Origin of the sequence: Actinoplanes hulinensis (assembly GCF_019429605.1) — a bacterium.
Classification (GTDB): Bacteria; Actinomycetota; Actinomycetes; order Mycobacteriales; family Micromonosporaceae; genus Actinoplanes; species Actinoplanes campanulatus.
In genome coordinates this window covers 23592-44531 of sequence record NZ_JAHXZI010000035.1, presented here as the reverse complement: position 1 = coordinate 44531, position 20940 = coordinate 23592, and the positions used below count along the sequence as shown (strand labels likewise).

Annotated in this window: 11 protein-coding genes and 1 tRNA gene; 7 read left to right on the top strand and 5 right to left on the bottom strand. The window is 64.2% G+C overall.

Annotated elements, in window-relative coordinates; genetic code table 11:
* Positions 1 to 124: 124 nt before the first annotated feature.
* The gene (locus tag KZ829_RS40560) at positions 125 to 3721 is read right to left on the bottom strand and encodes a LamG domain-containing protein (RefSeq protein ID WP_220149148.1); all 3597 of its coding nucleotides are present in this window, start codon (positions 3719 to 3721) and stop codon (positions 125 to 127) included.
* A gap of 634 nt (positions 3722 to 4355) precedes the next feature.
* Between KZ829_RS40560 and KZ829_RS40555 the strand changes: the two genes are divergently transcribed.
* Positions 4356 to 5801 carry an Ig-like domain-containing protein gene (locus KZ829_RS40555; RefSeq protein WP_220149147.1) on the top strand — a complete coding sequence of 482 codons (1446 nt, stop codon included), beginning with the start codon at positions 4356 to 4358 and terminating at the stop codon, positions 5799 to 5801.
* Positions 5802 to 6652: 851 nt separating this feature from the next.
* Here the strand turns inward: KZ829_RS40555 and KZ829_RS40550 are convergent.
* Together KZ829_RS40550 and KZ829_RS40545 are read right to left on the bottom strand one after the other, a co-directional pair.
* Positions 6653 to 6748: transfer RNA gene (locus tag KZ829_RS40550), tRNA-Ser, on the bottom strand.
* A gap of 496 nt (positions 6749 to 7244) precedes the next feature.
* Entirely contained in the window at positions 7245 to 7868 is a 624-nt protein-coding gene (locus tag KZ829_RS40545; RefSeq protein ID WP_220149146.1) for a hypothetical protein, read from the bottom strand.
* 804 nt (positions 7869 to 8672) lie between these two features.
* On the opposite strand from KZ829_RS40545, the gene KZ829_RS40540 reads away from it, so the two are divergent.
* Both KZ829_RS40540 and KZ829_RS40535 read left to right on the top strand, forming a co-directional pair.
* Positions 8673 to 9215 carry a very short patch repair endonuclease gene (locus KZ829_RS40540; RefSeq protein WP_308285869.1) on the top strand — a complete coding sequence of 181 codons (543 nt, stop codon included), beginning with the start codon at positions 8673 to 8675 and terminating at the stop codon, positions 9213 to 9215.
* An 88-nt stretch (positions 9216 to 9303) separates the two neighbouring features.
* On the top strand, positions 9304 to 10614 hold the full coding sequence (locus KZ829_RS40535; protein ID WP_220149145.1) for an ATP-binding protein: 1311 nt from the start codon (positions 9304 to 9306) through the stop codon (positions 10612 to 10614).
* Positions 10615 to 10617: 3 nt separating this feature from the next.
* Here KZ829_RS40535 and dcm read toward each other — a convergent pair whose 3' ends face one another.
* On the bottom strand, positions 10618 to 12585 hold the full coding sequence (gene dcm, locus KZ829_RS40530) for a DNA (cytosine-5-)-methyltransferase (protein WP_308285867.1): 1968 nt from the start codon (positions 12583 to 12585) through the stop codon (positions 10618 to 10620).
* Positions 12586 to 12986: 401 nt separating this feature from the next.
* Between dcm and KZ829_RS40525 the strand changes: the two genes are divergently transcribed.
* The 4 genes from KZ829_RS40525 to KZ829_RS40510 are packed head-to-tail and all read left to right on the top strand — an operon-like array spanning position 12987 to position 20453.
* Positions 12987 to 15005, top strand: coding sequence for an AIPR family protein (locus KZ829_RS40525; RefSeq protein WP_220149144.1), 2019 nt, complete (start codon positions 12987 to 12989; stop codon positions 15003 to 15005).
* A complete protein-coding gene (locus KZ829_RS40520; RefSeq protein ID WP_220149143.1) occupies positions 15005 to 16519 on the top strand; it encodes an ATP-binding protein in 1515 nt (504 codons plus the stop codon). Before KZ829_RS40525 ends, KZ829_RS40520 begins: the two co-directional genes overlap by 1 nt.
* Positions 16516 to 17502, top strand: a complete 987-nt coding sequence (locus KZ829_RS40515; RefSeq protein WP_220149142.1) for a PD-(D/E)XK motif protein — start codon at positions 16516 to 16518, stop codon at positions 17500 to 17502. Before KZ829_RS40520 ends, KZ829_RS40515 begins: the two co-directional genes overlap by 4 nt.
* Positions 17499 to 20453, top strand: coding sequence for a Z1 domain-containing protein (locus KZ829_RS40510; protein WP_220149141.1), 2955 nt, complete (start codon positions 17499 to 17501; stop codon positions 20451 to 20453). The genes KZ829_RS40515 and KZ829_RS40510 overlap by 4 nt, the downstream gene beginning before the upstream one ends.
* Here the strand turns inward: KZ829_RS40510 and KZ829_RS40505 are convergent.
* Positions 20395 to 20847, bottom strand: a complete 453-nt coding sequence (locus KZ829_RS40505; RefSeq protein ID WP_220149153.1) for an SAM-dependent methyltransferase — start codon at positions 20845 to 20847, stop codon at positions 20395 to 20397. The genes KZ829_RS40510 and KZ829_RS40505 overlap by 59 nt on opposite strands.
* Between the last annotated feature and the right edge of the window lie 93 nt (positions 20848 to 20940).

Genomic DNA, 20940 nt, shown 5'->3' with positions numbered 1-20940 from the left:
CGACGAGGGTGGCCGTCGCGGCGGCTGCTACCGACAGGCGTAGCCGGGCAGCCCGTGACAGGCGGCCAATGATGAATGGTTTACCGCCGATGCGGCTCACGAATGATCTCCTGGAAGACATGGGTCAGGCTCCTGCCTGCGCGGCGAGCTGAGCGACCTGGGCCTCGTTCATGGCGCCCTGGTAGATGCGGACGTCGTCGAGACCGCCGAACCAGGCGTCGACGTAGCGGCCGGCCGCGTTGTCGGACGTGTACCACGAGTTCCCGACGATGACGGGCCCGGCGGCGTTCCACGCTGCTGGCTGCGCGGCTGTCTTCTTGCGTTTGCCGTTGACGTAGAGCTCGAGCGTCTTGGCTCCGGCGTTGTAGACGATGGTCAGCTCGTGCCACGAGGTCGTTTCGTCCAGGACCAGGGCCTCGTCGGCGATGATGTGGGCGTAGGTTTCGCCGACGTCGGCGTCGAGGTTCGGCACCATGATCTCGTACCGCTGGGCGGTCACCCCGTTCACCGTGGACCTGCGGGTGCCGAGGTAGAAGGCCGACTGCTTGGTGCCCTTCGGTGCGATCGCGGTCATCGTCGTGTCGACGGAGGCGATTTTGACGCGCACGGTGGCGGTGAAGGACTGGTTGGTGTAAAGGACCGGCCCGTCAGCCCACTGCGGCAGGGCGGGGTCGCCGCTGGTGTTGCGTTGCGACTGCCCGTACTCGCGGGTGACCAGGGTGGGGTCGTCGGGGTGGGTGTTGTCGAACATGCCGTACTGGCCACCCGTGCCCTCTTCGATCATGACGCCCTGGGTCAGTTGCAGCCGACGGCCGAACTGCGTGCCGTCCGGCGCTTCACAGGTCAGCTCGGTGGCCGGGTCGTAGCAGGACACGGCGGCGTTGAAGTCCCAGCGGGCAACCTCAATGGGCGTGATCATGCCGCGTTCACCCTCGACTGCTGCAGCCGGATCGGTGGCGTCACCGGTGAGGTCCTCCTGGACCAAGGCTCGGTCGAAGACCTGCAGGTCGGCGACGCTGCCGTAAAGCTTGTCGGTGAAGGCTGTCGTTGATGACTTCCGGTTACCCGAACGCAGCGGGCCGGTACTCGGCAGGCCAACCGGCGCGGCGACTTCCTGCATCAGGACGCCGTCGACCCAGATCCGCATCTTCTTCTCGCTCGCGTCGAAGCTGGCAGCGACGTGAGTCCACCGGGCAGCCGTGGCGACGTTGACGCCGCAGGCGACCGTGCCGGGCGCCGTGGCTTTATCTTCGTTAGCCATGAGGAAACAGAAGGACTTGTCCGCGACCCCGTCGGCGTTGCGGTCGTCGCTTCGCAGCTGAACTTGGAACGTGGCCGTGTTGTTGCCGTCCTGAGCGATGAAGCTCTGGAAGCCGTTCAAAGTGTCCAGCCGTACCCAGGCAGCGACGCCGTAGCTCTTGGTGGTGTCAACGACCTGCCCAGCCGTCGTCAGAGCGCCCGCTCCGTTGAATGCAAGGTTCTTTCCGCCGACCAGGTGCTGCTTGGCGTCGGTGGGGGCCCACGTCACTCCAGTGGCCGTCAGCGTGCCACCGACGCCCGCGGGATCGGCGGCCTGATCGTCCGTGAGAGCGGCCTCGGCCGTCACGCCCGGGTATTCCTCCAAGCCCCAGCGCGCCACCGCAGCCGCTGCCTTCTCGACGCTGAACGAAACACTGCCGTCGCCGACGTTCCCGGTCGTGTCGATCGCCTTCGCCCAGAAGCTGTTCAGCCCGTACTTGGGTGCCGACAACTTCACGCGGGCGGTCTTGTAGGTCTTGCCTTCGATCACCTCGGTGCCCGTCGCCGCCACCTCGTTGACGACGGATTCGGTCCAGCCGTACTTGAACTTGGCTAGGTCAGTGGCCTCTGACCTGATCCGGAACTCGCCTTCCTTGCCTGGCCCGGCTGGCGCCACGAGGACATCAGCTTTTACGTCGGGGTCCTTCAGATCCACCTTGAAGGTGCACCACTCGGACGGGGGACTCTGCTGGAAATACGGATTAGGGTCTTTGCCGACGACCCGGAACCGGTAGGTGCCTCCGTCGACGGCACCGGTGATGCCTGACCGTTGGGCGTCGTTGTTGGACCGGATCACGCTGGGCGCCGGGGCCGGTGTGATGGTGGTCCAGGTGGTCCCGTTGAGGCGCTGCCACTCCCAGGTCGCGGTGATGTCCTGGTCGGAATCCCCGTCGAGCATCTTGGCCTTGAACGTCAACGAGGTCGTACCGATGTTCGCCGTGCCGGTGCCGCACTTCGCACCGCTGACCCAGAAGTCGGTCGGCTTACCGGGGATCGCGTCGACATCCGCGCTCAGCCACACCTTGTCGGGGTAGAACTTCTTCCACCGATCCTGCGTGGTCTCGTAGTCGCCGCTGGCGTTGCCGGCGCTGAGCGCCACCGTGAAACTCGTCGCCGCCTTCGTCGCGACCACCTGCAACGCGTCGCTGACCGAGTGATCGGCGCCGCGGTCCTTGGGGAAGTTCACGGTCATGTCCGGTTGCGGCGAGTCGGCACACCCGGAGCCCTCGTTCGCGTTCGACGAGTTCGAGGCAAGGTGCTTGACGTACCACGACGCCGACGAGTTCCACGCCATCCGAGGCGTACCGCTGATCGGGTTGGTGCTGTACAGGTGCGTAGAAGTCGCGTTGCACGACCACGAGTGGTCGAGCTCGGTGTGCACGTGCGCCTCGTACACGTACTTGTTCGCGATGGTGGAGATGGGGAACTCGAAGTACGACCGGTACACGACGCCGCTGGACGGGTCCTTGCCCACCCGCGCCCGACTGGTGTCAGTGTTGGTGCTGTTGTTGCTCGTCGAGTACGCCCACTTGTTCTGGTTCTTCGACCAGACCGGGTCGATGAACAGCGGGAACGTCGCCGATGTCAGCAGCTTGGTGTCGGGCTTCAACACCAGGTCACCGGCCGCGTTCAGCGTGGACGGCACCTCAGCCACCGTGGCCGCGTCCGACGGCCCGGCCGCACTGGACTTGTCCGGGCTCATGCCGTCGGCAGCGGTGGCGTTCAGTGCTTTGACGCCAGCGGACGGAGCCGTAGTTCCGGCGGTCTTGGAGTCCCACATCGTCGGTGCCGGCGCCGACGCGACGACGACGTTGCCGGACACCGCCTGCAGGGAGCCGTCCCGGGTACGCCGGGTCCGGGCCTGTCCGCCGAGGTCGAACGTGATCGCGCTGAGCTTCGGGTTCGCAGCAGCGGCAGCGGTATTGACCTTGAGCACGTGCGAGAAGCCGTCAGTGGTCGCCCGGACGACGAGATCGACGTCCGGCAACACTCCCGGATAGGTGGCGGAGTCACCGGACACGGTCGGCTTCGGCAAGGTACCCAACGGCCACGAGACCGTGAAGGTCTTTCCCTTCTCGACCATGGTGACCAGCGGTCCGTCGCCGCCGGCGGAGAAGCGGACATCCGCGGCCGAGACCCTCGGCCGCAGCGTCCCGTCGGAGGCGGCGCCCAGCGTGTTGTCGATGTCGGCCCAGGAGCCGTTCGCACGGCGAACGCGCTGCTGCACGACCGCTGACTCGAAGGTGAACCGCCCCGTCGGCTCAGCAAAGAGCTGCGAGAACTCGGTCCTGCTCGACAGCACCTCGACCCGCTCGCCCGACGCAACCGCGAGCTGCCGCGCCGCGCCTTCGGTGGCGGCGGCTCGTGCGGGCGGAATCGCGGTTTGCGGCGCGGCGTTCGCGCGCTGGGGAACCAATCCCACCGGAACCGCTACGGCCAGCGTCAGGATGCCAGCCAGGAGCGATCGAAATTGGGCAGACCTAGCCCGGAAAACGGCGTCAGACACCGAACTCCCCCATTCCATCGAACAACGGGGTGGAACATTAGGTGGCTGTGGATCTTTTGTGAATCAGCTGGGCGGCAGCTAGGTGATCCCGCTCGCTCTGAAACTGGGCACCAAGAACAGACAGCCACAGAATTCAGCGAAAGGGTTCAACGTTGTGACCTTCTCCATTAACGGAATGGAACGATCCGCTACACAGCAGCGTTCGGCGACCTTAGTGCTTGTACGGATACAACTCGGATGATCCGCGTTGGGCCTTCGCGCAGCAGAACGGACGTTAGTGCACCCAGCGGAGAAAGGTGCTCATCACCCCAGCAGTGGCGGGATCACGCAGCACGCACCTAGGAGAGGAAGCAACTAGACCGACACGAGCACTACGGAACTCCACGCGAATAGACGTGCGAAATGTCAACCGCATCAAGCTCACCGTCGAAAGACGGCGCAGGGCTTGCACCCATCGACGCTCCTGGGCTTATGCTGCCAGCCTCCAAAGAACACCGAAGGTCAGGCAATGCAGCACAAAGAATTGGCGACACGAGTCAGTGGCGCGGTCATGGCCGCCATCCTCATCAACATCGGACTCGGGGCACCGGCTGCCCACGCCGCCGCGGCCGGCGACACCACGGCTCCTACAATCGCGGACATCGGCATCGCCGCCGGCACCCTGGTCAACGGAACCGTTGCCCTCCACCCGGTCGTCGCCGACGACGTCGCCGTGACACGCGTGGAACTGCGAGCCAACAACGCCCTCGTCGCCACCTCCAAGGCCGCCCCGTTTACCTTGTCATGGGACTCGCGCAAGCACTACGACATCAACGTACTGCTACGGCTGACCGCCTTCGACGCCGCCGGCAACTCCGTCACGTCCGACGTCGTGACCGTGCACGTGGACAACGACGCGCCGTTCATCACGTTCCCGTGGTACTTCACCGACAGCATCAAACAGAACCCGGACATGAGCTTCACCGGCACCGTCGCCATCGACTTCACCAAGTGGGGCCTCGACGCCGACACCGCCGGCATCGAACTGTCCATCGGCGACAAGGTCATCGGAACCCGTACCAGCGCCCCATGGGTGATCGACTGGGACACCAGCGCCTACAACGGCCGCACGACGCTCACCGCCCGCGGCTGGGACACCTTCGGCAACACCTACACGGCCCGCAGCACCGTCTGGGCCGATCACACCGGCCCCACCATCACACCCCGCTTCAACTGGACACCCGACCACGTCACCGGCGGCGGTCAGATCCACACCGAACAGACCGACGGCGCCTGGATCCGCAAGGTCGAACTGCTGGTGAACGGCACCCTGGTAGCGACCAACACCATCGGAGACAGCAAACTCGTCACCTTCACCTGGCCCAAGGGCATCCCGAACGGGCCGGCGACCATGACCATCCGCGCCGAGGACATGATCGGTAACGTCAGTGAGCACACCCGCACGGTGATCGTCGACAACGACGCGCCGACCGCCACGGTCAGCCCGGCCACCGGGTCCCTGCTGCACGGCACAGCCACCGCCAGCCTCACCAACTACCGGGACGCGACCGGCGTCGTCTACTTCTCCGCCGGCCTCGGCGACAGACTCAGCGCCACCGCGAAGGCTCCCTGGCGGACCGCCTTCGACACCACCTGGCACCCGGACGGCCGGCAGACCCTGACCTGCTACGTCGTCGACAAGGCCGGCAACACCACCGTGATCACCCGGGCCGTGACCGTCGACAACACCGCGCCGGCCGTCGCGATGGTCAAGGCCCCACGGAACAACACCACACTCCGCAAGGCCATCAGAATCAACGCCGCCGCACGCGACGCCCACGGCATCGCCCGCGTACAACTCCTGGTCAACGGCAAGGTCATCGCCACTGATACCACCAGCGCCTACCGCTTCACACTGAACCCCAAGAAGTTCGGCAAGAAGTTCACCGTCCAAGTACGTGCCTACGATCGGGCGGGCAACGTCAAGTACACGGCTAAGCGCACCTACCGCCGCTGACGGGAACAGACCTGCATCACTGGGCGGTCCGGCGAAGCTACCGCTACGGCGGCTACGGGCCGCCCGGCGGGGAAACCGGTCGGTCCGCAGCCGCCTGTGATGAGGCTCCGCGAACGCCGACCGCTCGCGCATTCAGTCTCTGACCACCGACGTGTTGCCGCTACCGGTCAACGCCTGCTCCGCGGCATGCCTCACAGCGGTCCCGCCGGCGCCATCCGGCCACATCCCGACACCACACCGCGGCGGCCCCGATCTGGTGCAGCCCGCGACCCGCGGCCGGGTCACGGTCCGGCGGAGGTGGGCGGGACAGCCAGATTTCCGGCGACGTAGCTGTCGATCAGGCAATGCCGGATTCGCTGAATCTGGCGCGAGAACATTCGCTCGTCGGCCAGATCCGCAACATGATCACAAATTCTGTGATCGGCACAGCGAGGGGTCCGGGACACCCACGGTGGGCGCGACACCCTCACCCCGACGTCGGACACCGCTCCGGACCGCGGCGATCCGCCACGGTCCGGAGAAGGAGACCCCACGGCAGGACAACCGTGCGACTAACCTCGCCTGCATCAGCCGCCGCCGGCTTTGGGTCCGGCATCGGCCGACCGCCCGGGCCAAGCGTGACAGGCACCACCGGGCATCACACACCGTAACCGGGCCAAGTGCGGGTCCGGCCAAGGGTTCGCGTGGCGGAAGTCCAGGCCAACCCGTAAATCCACTATGCACTGAACGCGCTCGCGACACAGGATCACCACCCGATCACCACGGTTCCACCTGGTGGGAAAATCCGAGCCGAAATGGGAAAGAAGAAGGCCGTGGCCCTTGTTTCCGCAGGTCACGGCCTTGATCGTTTGTGCGCCCGAAGGGACTCGAACCCCTAACCTTCTGATCCGTAGTCAGACACCTAGTGGTCACACGTACACTCCGTCACCATCGTCGCGCAAGACCGCATCGAAGGCGTTGTGCCAGGTCAGAGTGGGCGCGAGTCTTCGCAGGCACCGGCCGAGTGCATGATTTCTAGGCCCCTCGACCGGCGCCGCTCAATCAATCGTGCTGATTTGGTCGCGCCCGTGCTGAAACGGTCGCCGACATCCGATCACCACCGGATCACCACGTGATCAAATCACTCTGCGTCGAAGTCGGCCGCTACCGCGCAGTGCCGGCCGAAACCGGACCTGAGCAGACAGGCGTTCAACGGTACGCACCGTAACCGGGTGCGGGGCTCCGATCGGCGAGGGACATAGCGCGATTCGATCGCCTGTGGGTCAATCTACGATGCCAGCGTGAGCCCCTGACCACCCCGGCGATCCGTCACGCTGCGTAGAATGCCCGAAACGCTGCTGGTCAGGCGAAGTTCAAGCCACGCCCATGGCTTGTCACCGAGTTTCCGGGTCAGCAACGATTTCTACAGCCGTGCGGCCGTCATGCAGGGCGCAGCCGCTCAGGTCACCCGATCCCGATCGTCAGCGGCATCACGACGACACTCGTGAAATGTCCGTCGTCGTCCTGCTCGGTCAGAACCAGATATCCGGGGAACGGGTTCGCTTCCCTGGTGAAGTTGGCGTGCGCGTACCAGTACTCGTCCGGGTCGACGTTCTCCGACCAGCTGGTCAGCTCCTTGGAGTTGCGGGCGTCCAGCAGGCGTATCCGCGCTGTGTCGTTGGTGCTGGGCCGGAAGTTGACCGACAGCGGCGGGTTGGCCGCACCGTTCGGCCTGGGGTGGCGCACGGTGGTTCGCGGCGACTGCATGGCCTGCACGCCCCACGCTCCGCCGCCGGCGTCCCGGCGCAGGCTCACCGTGCCGAGCACGCTCCCGTCCCGCTTGGTGACCTTGACCAGCCGCGCCTCGCCCCGGCTGTCCTGCTCGACCGAGAAGGCCAGGTCGGACGTCGGGACGCCGAGTTCGTCGAGGAACCGCTCGGCGGTCGGTCCCGGATCATCGGTCGCCGGTCCCGTTCCAGCCTTCCCGCCCACCAGATCCTGCGGCCAGATGATCGGATAGTCGACGGTCGCGCCCTGCTGCGACGCGGCCGTGGGCATGCCGCTGTCCGAGCGACGGTTCACCGTCACCCAGCGACCACCGCGAGAATCACTCCCAGCGCCGCCGTGGCCAATATCAGAAAACGTTTCCGCACGACTGCCTTCCGCCGCCCTTGGTCCACTCCGCAATTCAACGGTCCGGCCCCTCCGATCCGCCCGGTCATGCGCGAAGCCGCCCCGGTCCACGACATCGGCGCCGTTGACTTTGCGATAGAACTCCTGAGCCTTGGTACGCAGCAGCAGCACGGAGGCCATGGTCAGGGCGAGGAGCACACCCGCCACCAACATGCTGTGTGCCATCGGATACCAGGAGACAAGCAGCTCCTTCAAGGGAAGGTACGCCGGGTTTCCCCGGGCTGCCCGAGGTCAGCAACTCCGGCGCCACGGCCAGTCCGCAACCCAAACCCGCCCCCACGTGGCCACAGTCACCACCCACACGCCGACCTGCACCCAACGCAGCCGGTAACGAAGCAACCACGCGAGCCAGCCAGTCGTCAGCAGAACCATGCCGGCGGTCAACATGTCGTAGAGAAGCCGTGCGCGGACCTGCGCCGGCACGTCCGCGGACGGTCTCTCCCAATGCCGCCATCGCCTGCTGGTAGACGTCGTAGCCGTCGTCGGCGGCATCGAGATGACCTCTGGCGACGATCGCAATGAGCTGCTGCCGGAGTCCGACCAAGGCGAAGGTTCCGACTCGGCGACCGCGGCATCCGATTGTCACGGGAATACCACGGAGCACCGGAAACCGGCCAACCCAGTGATGCAAATCATACTTCTGCCCCGTCGAGGCGGCGGCAGAGAAGCCCCAGACTCGTGCGACTTCGCTGGTTCTCGATGCCGACGACGTCATCGGACGGCATCCGCCACGACGGAGGATGCCGGAGCATATGGTGCTCACAGGCTTCCGCACCGAAGGGTCGGGGCGGCGCCGGACGGATGGGCGCCTCCGACAAGGGAATGAGCGATATGAACCTTCGCCCGATACCGTTGAACGACTCCGTCTCGTCGCAGATGCAACGGATGCCCCGGACACGCACAAAGCCCGAGATGCAGCTTCGACGAGAGCTTCATCGTCGCGGCATGCGATTCCGGGTGAACTATCCGAAGCTGCCCGGCCGTCCGGACATTGCTTTCACCAAACTTCGACTGGCCGTCTTCGTTGACGGCTGCTTCTGGCACATGTGCCCTCTGCACTCCACGATGCCCAGGAACAACGCGGAGTGGTGGCGAATCAAGCTGCTGAGAAACGTCGAGCGGGACAGAGAGAAGGATGACCAACTGAGCGTCCGCGGCTGGCACGTGCTTCACATCTGGGAGCATGAAGACACTCATGAGGCTGCTGACAAGGTGTCGGCACTTGTGTCCTCCCTGCGGTAGCCGTTTCACGCGCTTCCGGCACGCGTTTTCGTGATCTTGGGGCGGCTGTGGCATCCTGGTCGTCACCGACGACGTGACGGAGGAAACGGTGGCGGAGAAAGCGTGGTACGACGTATCGCCTTCGGCGGCCCGGTTGACGGGCTCCTTGCGGGACATCGGCTACGAGTTTTCCACCGCTGTGGCGGACGTTGTGGACAACAGCGTCGCGGCAGGAGCGACACGCGTTCAGATCCTGATTGAGCACGAAGGTGCGCAGTCACGGGTGTTTGTCGCTGATGATGGTCACGGCATGTCACCGTCTGCCTTGCTCGAGGCGCTCCGTTTCGGCACACGGCGCAGTTACAGCCGTGGCGAGTTGGGGCGCTACGGGCTGGGCTTGAAGACTGCGTCACTCTCGCAGTGCCGCGTTCTGACTGTCGTCAGCCGTAGTTCGAAGTCGGCAGTACGCACCTGCGCCCGGTCACTGGATCTCGACCTCATCGAGGAATGGGACCAGTGGGTGATCGTTGATCCATCGAGCGCTGATCCGGCGGTCGTGCGCGCTCGACAGTGGCTGGCCGAGGGTACGGGCACGGTGGTGATCTGGCAGTCACTTGACCGGGTTCTACCGGAGAAGCGGCCCGAAGGTGGCTGGGCCCGTCGGCGACTCGACACGCTTGCCGCCCGCACCGCCGAGCATCTCGGTATGGTCTTCAATCGGTTCCTCGTCGGCCCTTCTGGCCGACCGCAGCTGGTCATCACTGTCAACGGGCAGAAGGTCCAACCGTGGGATCCGTTTGCCCAGCAGGAGAGCGCCACCGCAGAGCTACCGACACAGCGCTTTGAGATCGAGTCTGCGGGTGCGGTCGGCAAGGTGACGCTCCGCAGGTTTGTCCTTCCTTCACGCGACCAATTCGCCGATTCAGCAGGGTTTGACCGGTTATCGGGGCCATTGAACTGGAATCGCCAGCAGGGCTTGTACGTTTATCGGGCTGACCGCCTCGTCCAGTGGGGCGGTTGGGGAGGCATCCGAGGCATCGATGAGCACACCAAGCTGGCCCGGGCCGCGCTCGAGTTCGACACCGATCTCGACACAGCCTTCAACATCAACGTCGCCAAGATGCGCGTAACCTTGCCGGCTCAACTGCGCCAGCTCATAGAGCCATCGGTAAATGAACTCTGCGCCCTTGCTGACGATGCATACCGCAAGACCTCGCGTGCGAAGAGCACGCCGGTCCCTGCTGATCTCGGGGCATCAGCTGAGGCGCGTGCAACTTCTCAGGCTGCTACCACAGCCGGACTGGCTTTAAGGATGGCCGCGATGCAGGCCGACCAGTGGGACGCATGGGCGCAGATTGAGAACCTACTGCGCCAGCAGTCGCCCGACGTCGCCGAACTGCTCGGACTCAGCGATCTGTGAGGTTCAGAAGAGCGGCTCCGACTGGATTTTCGCCTCAACGCACTTCTTGGACAGCGGACACTCCTGGCACACAGGTTCCTGTGGTCGGCATAACGTGTTCGCTAGTTCGATGAGACCAAGGTGGGCACTGCGGGCGTCAGTGTCGAGGCCGATCATGCGAGCAACCTCAAGGCGTCCATCCGTGAGGCGATTTCGGCTGCCCACCGGGTTGCCGCTGAACCGTGCAGCGACGCGGAGAACCCCCTTGGTAACCAGTACCGGTTCCTCGGACTCGTCCTCGCCACCTCCAGGAACCACGAGAATGGCGAGGTCGGCAATCGACTCGTTGAGCCCTCGCACCTTGCGCAGAGCGTCGTCGTCACGCAGACTCGCCGGATCGTCGGCGAGAGAGCGCGCCAGCCCAACCACGATGTCAGCGCGTGCTTCCCGGGAGACGAAACGGCCGATACGTCGCAGGTCGTCCTCGTGGGCAAGTGTGTCCTGCGGTTGACGCCAGGTTTGAAGCATGCGCCAGACCTGGCGGGTGACATCGGAGTGGGCGCGGTCGAGCAGGATTTCCGCCTGAATTACCTGCCACCGGGTCTCTGCCCGCAGCCAGGGGATCCCTTTCACTTCCTCCGAATCGAACCAGGCCGCAAGGCTGGCAGCAACCTGTCGGGTATTGACATGTGCGGGGGTGTCAGCCTTCAGTGACGCAGATACCGCCCGGCCGAGGTGTTCGCCGAGCATCGGAGGTACAGCATTGCCGATCTGCTTGAATGCAGCCGAAGGCGGACCGGCGAACCGGAAGTTGTCGGGAAAGGTCTGCAGTCTTGCTGCCTCGCGGACTGTGATCGTGCGGTGCTGCTCGGGGTGGATGTACCAGTAACCGTCTTTCGCAATGTGGGCGGTGATGGTGCGGGAGCGGCCGTCCTTGTCAAGGCGCTTGTACTTGTCATCGAAGATGTCGTCGCGGTAACGCTTCACCTCGGCCGGCAGTTCGGAGTAGCGGGTATTTGCGTCCATGAGCTCGAACGCCTTGAGGTCGTCGGGCCGGACCGGCCGGGTGATGTGGTCAAAGACCTTGGCTTGGTCTTCGTCCGCCACATATCTGCGCATCCGCCGTTGGAAGTCGGTCTTCGGCCCTTGATAGTCGGCCCAGCCCTCCGCCCCGCCGGGCGGCCGCCATCCTCCTTCGACCTCGGGAAGGTCACCGATGGCGTTCCACACCGTCGGCTTGTCGGGAGACTCGGCGGGCCACTGGAATGCGGCACCATCGCGTAGCGCGACCAGGATGAGGCGCTGCCGGAACTGCGGAACTCCGTACCGCCAGGTGTCCACCACGCGTTCTTCAACGGCGTAGCCGAGGGCCTCGAGTTCATGGACCATCGTACGGAGAATGAACATCTCCTTGTCGAGGGCCATGTCGGGGACATTCTCCATGATGACCGCGGGAGGTCGCGCCAAGCGTACGACCTCTAGGAACGAGCGCCAGAGATCACGCCGTTCGTCGTAGGGATCACGGAGGCCATGGCGGACCCTGTGCCGAATCTTGGACCGACCCGCTTTGGAGAACGGCTGGCATGGCGGTCCGCCAGCCAGCAGTTCGACACCAGCCTGCCCGATCAGGTCGGCAACCTGGCGGACCCGGTCGGGATCTCCCAGATCCCAGTCAACGCTGAGCCCGGCATGGTGGTGTCGATGCGTCTCGACCGCCTCGGGATAGTGATCGACGGCGAGTACGACCCGGTAGCCGGCTTCCTCCAAGCCCAGGCTGAGCCCGCCAGCGCCGCTGAACAGGTCGGCGGCCAGGCTCTCGCCGTGCTCGCGGGCTTTCGCGGCATACTGCAGCATCTGCTCTGGGCTGTCGGAGGCGTCAGGGTGGCTGGGAAGCTCGACGAACGGCCCGCGAATGAGCTTGACCCCGTACGCACCCCGCCTGGTCGAAGGATCCTGTACCGACTGGGGCGGCGTATCGTCAGCGGCGGTCACGGCTACGCACGTTACCGGCAGTCTGGCGGCACACCCAAGAACCGATGGTTGTAGACCGGTAGCGGTTACCGAGCGTAACTCCAGCACAGCGGCCTGGGCTGCGGTTGACGGCCTCTCGAATGGGGTGTGGTGCGCGGGTGGCCAGCTGTACGAATTCGGACAACCGTTCGGCCGAGTCGCAGTATCCGTTGGTACGGGTTCCGATCAGGGGTCCGATGCGCCGGTTGCGCCTCATGACTGGTTGTCGGTCCTTCTCTTTATGCTGGAGGCTCTTACGTGGTTGGCCACATCGATGATGTAGCCAACCACCCTGCCCTCGGAGAGATCGATGCCCACGGCCAGTCCTCGCCTAGGCGTATCCGCCCGCCTGCCTGCCTGCTCGGCATCGACGGAGGTGCGCAGTGCATGAGTCGGATCTCGACTTCTACGCCTACACACTCCTGGAAGAGGTCCGGGCATACGCGGAGATCAACGACTGCGACCCGCAGGAGGCGTTCGCCGGCCTGGTATTGGAGCAACTGGCGAACGACGGGCTGACAGAGGATGCAACCGTGGTTCGTTTCAAGGATCACGGGGTCGAGGTCAGCGGATTCGGCCTTTCCTCAGATGACCGCACCCTCGACCTGTTCGTCACCAACTACAGCCCGCGGGCCGACGAGGCCCACAAGATCAACCGATCTGACATTGAAACCGCATTTCGCCGGCTCGAGAACTTCCTGTCACGCAGCCTCTCCGGTGTGCTCGCCAAGAAGGACCCTTCCTCCGAGCTCTCGGGCATGATCCAGGCTGTCGTGGACAGCTACCCACGGGTGGACAAGATCCGCTTCGTCTTCATCTCCAACGCCCGCAGTGTGCTACGGGATTCGTTGCCGCCGCTGCAGTTCCAGGGCCGCGAAATCCTACGCGACGTGTGGGACCTGCGCCGCCTGTCCAACTGGACGGCGTCCGGCAGCCGCGCCGAACCGATCGTTGCCGAGTTTCCTGCCGGCCTGCCGTGCCTGGGTACGGCAACCACCACCGAGGACTACTCCGTTCTGCTTACCATCGTGTCGGGCTCCGATCTGGCCGACCTGTACTCCCGGCACGGTGCGCGGCTGCTCGAACTCAATGTCCGATCCTTCCTCCAGGTGCGTGGCTCGGTGAACGCCGGAATCCAACGAACCCTGCGGGAGCATCCTGAGCGGTTCCTGGCCTACAACAACGGCATCGCCGCCACCGCCTCGGCAGTGGACTTCGACACCGACAAGTCCGGACAGCGGCGGATTCTGCGCATTCATGATCTCCAGGTGGTCAACGGCGGCCAGACCACCGCTTCGATCCACCACGCGCGGCGTACCACCGACATCGGCGCCGTCCTGGTGCAGATGAAGCTGACCGTCGTCTCGCCGGACCGCCTGGACGAGATCGTTCCGAAGATCTCCGCCTACTCCAACACACAAAACCGGGTCACCGCGTCTGACCTCAAGGCAAATGCGGGCTTCCATGTCGAGGTTGAACGCATCATGCGAACCCTGTGGGCGCCACCCGGCCCGATCCACGACAGTGACACCCACTGGTTCTACGAACGCGCCCGTGGCCAGTACGCCAACGCGGTCGCCGCCGAGTTGACCCGCTCCCGGCAGAAGGTCTTCAAGACGATCAACCCGGCCGACCAGAAGTTCACCAAGTCGGAGTTGGCGAAGTTCGAGGTCTCATGGTCGTTGCGTCCATACCAGGTCAGCCTCGGCGCGGAGAAGAACTTCACGTTGTTCTCCGAGTGGCTCGATCAGCAGAACATCACCGTGGACAAGGACTACTGCCGTCACCTGGTCGCCAAGGCGATTCTTTTCCGGCGGACCGACAAGATTGTCGCCCGGCAGAACTTCGGCGGGTACAAGGCCAACATCGTCACCTACGCCGTCGCGAAGATCGTGCACGCCACCGGCGCTCGTATCGACCTCGACAGGATCTGGCGGGAGCAGGACATTTCACCGGTGCTTGCCGAGGCGATCACCGATCTCTGCATATTGGTGCAGAAGGTGATCACCTCCCCTCCGGGGAACATGACCCATGTCGGCGAATGGGCGAAGAAGGAGGACTGCTGGGACGCCGTCCGCGATATCGACTGGACGCCGCCACCACCTCTGGATGCGGAGCTCATTCCGGTCGACAGTTACGCCGCCGACGTTGATGCGCTGAACGACTCTCAGGCCGGCGACTGGCAGGACCTCGCCGCCTGGGGCGCCACAACCGGCACATTTGACAGCCACCAGCGCTCGACCGTACGCGACGTCGCCCATGCTCTCTCGCAAGGCAACATCCCTGCCGGCAAGCAACTGCGCGCAGCATCGCTGCTCATGGAGCTGGCTCGCGAACGCGGATTCTGTCCCACCCGGACGACCACCCGTCCTGGTACCGGCATCACATCAAGGAACGCATAATGACCGCCTGGATCGCCGAGGTCCCCACCGCCGGAACGGTGGAACTACAGCCGGATCCCCACGCCCTGGACTCGCTCGGCCGTAACCACTCACTCGAAACAGCCTTGGCGGATTTGGTCGACAACTCTGTAGACGCTGGCGCCGGTACCGTTCTGATCCGATTCATTCGCCACGGCGCCAGGCTGATCGGACTCTATGTCGTCGACGACGGTCGCGGGATGACGCCCGAGTCCATCGACACCGCCATGACCTTGGGCGGGCGTCGTAGCTACAACGAAAACGACCTTGGACGATTTGGCGTCGGTCTGAAGGCCGCCTCCTTCAGTCAGGCAGCGAGCTTGACTGTCCTCACCCGTGCGACCGGCCACCCCGCGGTTGGTCGTCGCTGGCTGCATGGACAGGAACATGCAAACTTCCAGTGCGATCTGGTAGCCGGCAACTTCGTTGAGGCCGAGCTCGACCGAGCATGGCCGATGAGCACCAGACCGTCCGGCACCGTCATCCGGTGGGACCGGGTGGCAGGTTTCCCTGCCACCGATGACACACACCAGGTCACAACATTCCTGTCCCGGGCAATTGATCATCTCCGGGGGCACTTGGGACTCATGTTCCACCGGCTACTGGCCGCTGGCAGGATCAAAATTCTTGTCGATGTCGAGGACATCAACGAGGGCGTCGGGATCCCAACGGAGATCAGCCCGATCGACCCATTCGGTTACATGAAGCCTGCACCGGGTTGGCCCCGCACGCTGACAAGCGACGTCGACGGCCGCCAACTGCAGATCGTCTGCCACATCTGGCCACGTAAAGCCAGCACCGAGCAGTACCGCCTTCCAGGAGGGGCAGAGAACCGGCAGGGTCTCTACTTCTACCGTCGTGACCGGCTCCTGCACGCCGGCGGATGGGAAGGCATTCACGCACCGGACAAGAAGCTCCAGCTCGCACGCGCCAGCATTGACATTGACGGCGACGTTGCCGGCCTGTTCACCATGAATCCGGAGAAGTCGCGGGTTGCCGCCGGAGCAGACTTCGCCCGGGCTGTCACCGCAGCCCGCGCAGACGATGGCACCACAATCAGCGACTATCTCAAAGCCGCGGAATCGACCTGGGGTATCAGCACGCAGCGGGCGACCGCCCAACGCCACCCGGTCATCCCACCTGGCAAGGGTCTCCATCCGAAGATTGTCCGGGAGATCGTCGAGGAGCTCCCGCAGGTCAACAGCAGCCCGCTCAACCTCCTGTGGGCCAGGTTCGACAACGACAACTTCTTCGAGATCGACCGCGACGCTATGACGTTGCGACTCAACAACCGATACCGGGCGGCAGTCCTGGGCGGTCGCCGAGGAGGTCTCAACGATGCTCCTCTGCTCAAATCCGTGCTCTTCCTGCTCATAGAGAACGTCTTCCAAGGAGTTCACCTCGGAGCAAGGGACAAGGACAACATCGAGCTCTGGCAGGAGATCCTCACCACGGCTGCCCGCGCCGAACTGGCCGCCTACACGAGTCGCGCATGACCGGACACGACCGCCACCTCAGCGGTGACAGTTTTGCCGCTTACCTCGCTACCGGCATTCCCATGGAACACCCGATCGACGGTGTTCCTCGGTTGGTGCTTTTTTTCGATCCCGACAATCGGCGCATCGGCCTACGTGGGCCAGCACGCCCGAACGAGACGCCGGTTCATACCGGCTTGGAGCACATAAACATGGCGGTGGTCCACCAGTCCGGCCACCGCATGATCGAAGTCGCTGTGGAGGAACCGCGACTGTTCGTGGATGCCTATCCCGTTCTGTGTGGGGTAGCCGACCGGACCCAGCTTGACAACATGACGATCAGCCGAGCCTTCAGTGAAACCCTCCGCCGGCTCGGGCATCTGATCCGGGCCGAGCAGACACTGACCCAGGAGGTAGAGGCCGGGCTAATAGGCGAACTGTGCTTGCTGGCCGGGCTATGTGTCACATCCACGCCGGAAGCCGCGCTGCAGGCGTGGCGGGGCGGAACCGAGGAGCATGACTTCGGCCTCGCGAGCCTCGACGTCGAGGTCAAGACCACGATGTCGGAGACCCGCCGCCACCGCATCTCCTCGATCACCCAGCTGCAGCCGACCGGTGACCGGCCGCTTTGGCTACTTTCGTTGCAGCTGACCGATGCGGGCACGGGTGGTAGCACCGTGGCAGAGTTCGTCCAGCGTGTCCGGCAGATGTTTCCGACCGCGGCGCAACGGGACGAGTTCGATCTGCGCACCCAGGCTGCTGGTTGGCGCCACCGCTACGCCGACACCCCACTTCACCGCTGGCGGCTGCGTACTGATCCGGCGCTCCACCTCGTCACGGCAGCCTTTCCCCGAATCACTCCCAGCCAACTTCTCGCGGCAGGTGTCAACCTCGACGCGATCAGCGACCTGCGGTACCGCATCGACCTCACCGGCAGAAGCGCTGACCGGGCCCCCGCCCACCTCGACAACGCCGTCAATGCTGGACGACAGGAGCTCCGATGAGCGACATCCTCACGACCGCGTACAGCGCGGCACTCGACGCGATGGCCCGCACCGGCCCTAGAAGCCTGCATCCCTTGGCCGCCATGCTTGGTGACGACAGTTTGGCCAACGGGGCAGCCCTCCTCTCCCATCTGCGCGGTGCCGGGCCGGAGGATGCCCTCCGCCAGCAGTTCGCTCATGTGTTGGCCGGCTGGGATCGGGTCGACACCGATGCCGGATGGGCCGCCGGCACCAGCCGGAACACCGCTGAAAGGCGCGAAGCAGCCATCGCTGCGCTCACTCTCGACACCGACACCGAACAGCTGTTCGCCGATCGTTTCCCGTATGCCGCCGCATCAGGGTCAATCGTCATCAGCGCCGACGACTGGGAGCAATGGCGGACCCCGCAACGTCGTCATGACCGTGATTTCTACTGGGCCCACTACAGCAAACTCCTGCGCGACAAGGGGTGGGACCCGGACGCGGTTGCCGATCTCGATGATGCCACCGAGGAGGTGGTGCAACGTCTGTCCGACCCGACCCGCATCAAGGCCTACCAGTCAAAGGGCCTTGTCGTTGGCTATGTGCAGAGCGGGAAGACCGCCAACTTCACCGGTGTCATCGCCAAGGCCATCGATGCCGGCTATCGCTTGGTCATCGTGCTGACAGGCACCACCAACATGTTGCGCGCGCAGACGCAACGTCGCCTCGACATGGAGCTGCTCGGCCGCGAAAACCTTGAGCTGGAAATCTCTGCCCACGACACCAAGGCCCACGACTACCAGGATGACCCGGACTGGGATGCGGACCGTTTCATCCGTCATGGTGGCCGCCCGTCCGATGCCGGCTACCCCGACATCCGCCGGCTCAGCACTCACGCATGGGACTTCAAGCGACTCCGGCAGGGCTTCTCCGCGCTCGAGTACCACCGACGTGAGCCTGCAAGGCGCCTGTTCGAACCAGTCAACCTTTTCACCACAGATGCCCGTCTGGTGGTTGCCAAGAAGAACAGCAGGATCCTGGAGGACCTGGTAGCCGATCTTGGTCGAATCAGTGATCGGCTCGGCGAAGTGCCTGTTCTGATCGTCGATGACGAGTCCGACCAGGCCTCCGTCAACACCACCAGCCCGAAGAAATGGCAGGCCGACAGCAAAAAGCGCACCGCAATCAACGACCTCATCGGCAAGCTGCTGAAGATGATGCCGCGCGCTCAGTACGTTGGCTACACCGCGACTCCGTACGCCAATGTTTTTATCGATCCAGGTGACAGCGAAGACATTTTCCCGCGCGACTTCCTGGTGGCACTGGACCGGCCGAGCGGTTACATGGGCGCGGAAGATTTCCACGACTTCGATATCGATGTCCCGGTCGAAAAGCGTAGTTATTCCGAGTCGCAGGAACGCCGCCACGTTCGTCTTCTCAGCGATGAGCCCGAAGACGCGGAACTGCGCACCGCCTTGGACATGTATGTCCTGACCGGGGCCGTCAAGCTACATCGCGAGAGGCTGGGCCACGCCACCTCAAAAACCTACCGGCATCACACCATGCTGGTTCACGAGGCCATGGGCCGCGACACGCACCGCGAGGCTGCCACCACGATCAACTCGATGTGGAACAGCGGGGACTACCGTGGTCCGTCCGGCTTAGCTCGGTTGCGGCGCCTTTACGAGACCGACGTCCTGCCCGTGAGCCAGGCAACCGCCGCGGATCTACCGACCCCACCGAACTTCGACGATCTACGCCCTGACATCGGAGCAGCTGTCAGTCGGATCAGCCCACCCGACCGGGACGCCGGACCGGTCATCGTGGTCAACAGTGATCCCGATCTAGACCGTCAGCAGGAAAGCCTCGACTTCGACCGCCGCTCTGTCTGGCGCATCCTGGTAGGCGGTAACAGCCTCGCCCGCGGGTTCACCGTGGAAGGGCTCACTGTCACCTACTACCGTCGCTCGACCGCGCAGGTCGACACGCTCATGCAGATGGGTCGATGGTTCGGATTCCGGCCGAAGTACCGTGACCTGGTACGCCTCTACACCACCGAAGATTTGCACAGTATGTTCGCGGCGGCCTGCAAAGATGAGGAGTATCTGCGTACTCAACTGCGCCTTTACTCACGGTCGGTTGGTGGCGCGCCGCAAATAACGCCCAGACAGGTTCCACCTCTGATCGCCCAACATCGCCCCGACCTTCGCCCCTCAGCTCGGAACAAGATGTGGAATGCCCGACTTGTCGAGCGCAGCTCACCGGGTGAGCCGATGGAGCCGGTGGCCTTCCCCTACCCTGCAGGCACATCAGGAGCCCGCCAGACCCTGCACAATAACCGAGCCTGGCTGCCTGCAATCGCTGCGGCTGAGGAAATCGTAAAATTCAAGACCGTTCGCGTCAGTAGAGTTAATGGCCTGTCCGCCACACAGGAATCCGGTACCACCTACAGCGCCCGGATCGCCGCGGTTGAGCACGCCCGGTTCCTCTCGATCCTCAGCGAGCTGAAGTGGAGCGGGGTTGACACCTTCCAGCCGGAGCTTGCCTGGCTTCGGAGCCTCAGCGCCGATCAGCTCAACCGCTGGATTGTCCTATTTCCATTTCAGAGTTCCGCAGGTGACGATCAGGAGATTTTGGGACACGGGCCTTTCAGTATTTTCCAGCGCGCGTGGACGGCATCCAAAGGTTCTCTGAGAGTTGCCAGTGAGTCCCGTCACCGAAACGCGGCGAATCGAATTGCCGGCCTTCCCACGCCCGTTGCTGATCCTACTGCCGATCGTCTCCATCAGCCTGGCACAGGTGCCGTGATCGTCTATCCCTCGGTGGAAAAGAAGAGTGAACTCGATGAATATCCCTACCCTGATGACCGGATCACTCTTGCCTTCCACCTTGTGACACCGTTGAGCACGATGCCTCTCAGCGGCCGACTCATCAAGTGGCAGACCCGTGACAACAGCAACCCGACAGCTGTGGTTGTGAATGTGACATAGCGGGGGCGGTTGAGTATCGGAGGCAGGTTGACCTGCCCGGGCAGGTGAGTGAGTGCCATCGCTGGGTGGGCCGATAACGTCCCCAGCTGCTGTCGGGCGCCCCACAACCCGACAGTCGTGCCCGGATTGGACGGCTCTGAATCCGCGGAATCAACGACATGTCGCCTGCCCCTGGCCTTTTCGCGGTACATCCCGGCCTGCAGCGACGTGGCTCGGCTACTGCCCCGGACCCTGCCGCCTCAGCGGAAACAGGTCGCGAATCGGTGATAGGCCGCCAGTCGGACACGGATGCGATTCCGGGTTCGACGACCTCCAGGCCGTGGAAATGTCGGGCGACCTCATCAGCAGTGCGGGGGCAGAACGGCGCACGCTGCCAGCGTGCGCCTTGTTGAATGCGGCGATCGTGTCAGGGTCGAGCAAGGCGTACCTCGCCGGGAACCTTCCGGCTCCAGGCGACCGAGGGCCTACTGGTGAAGGTCCATCCATG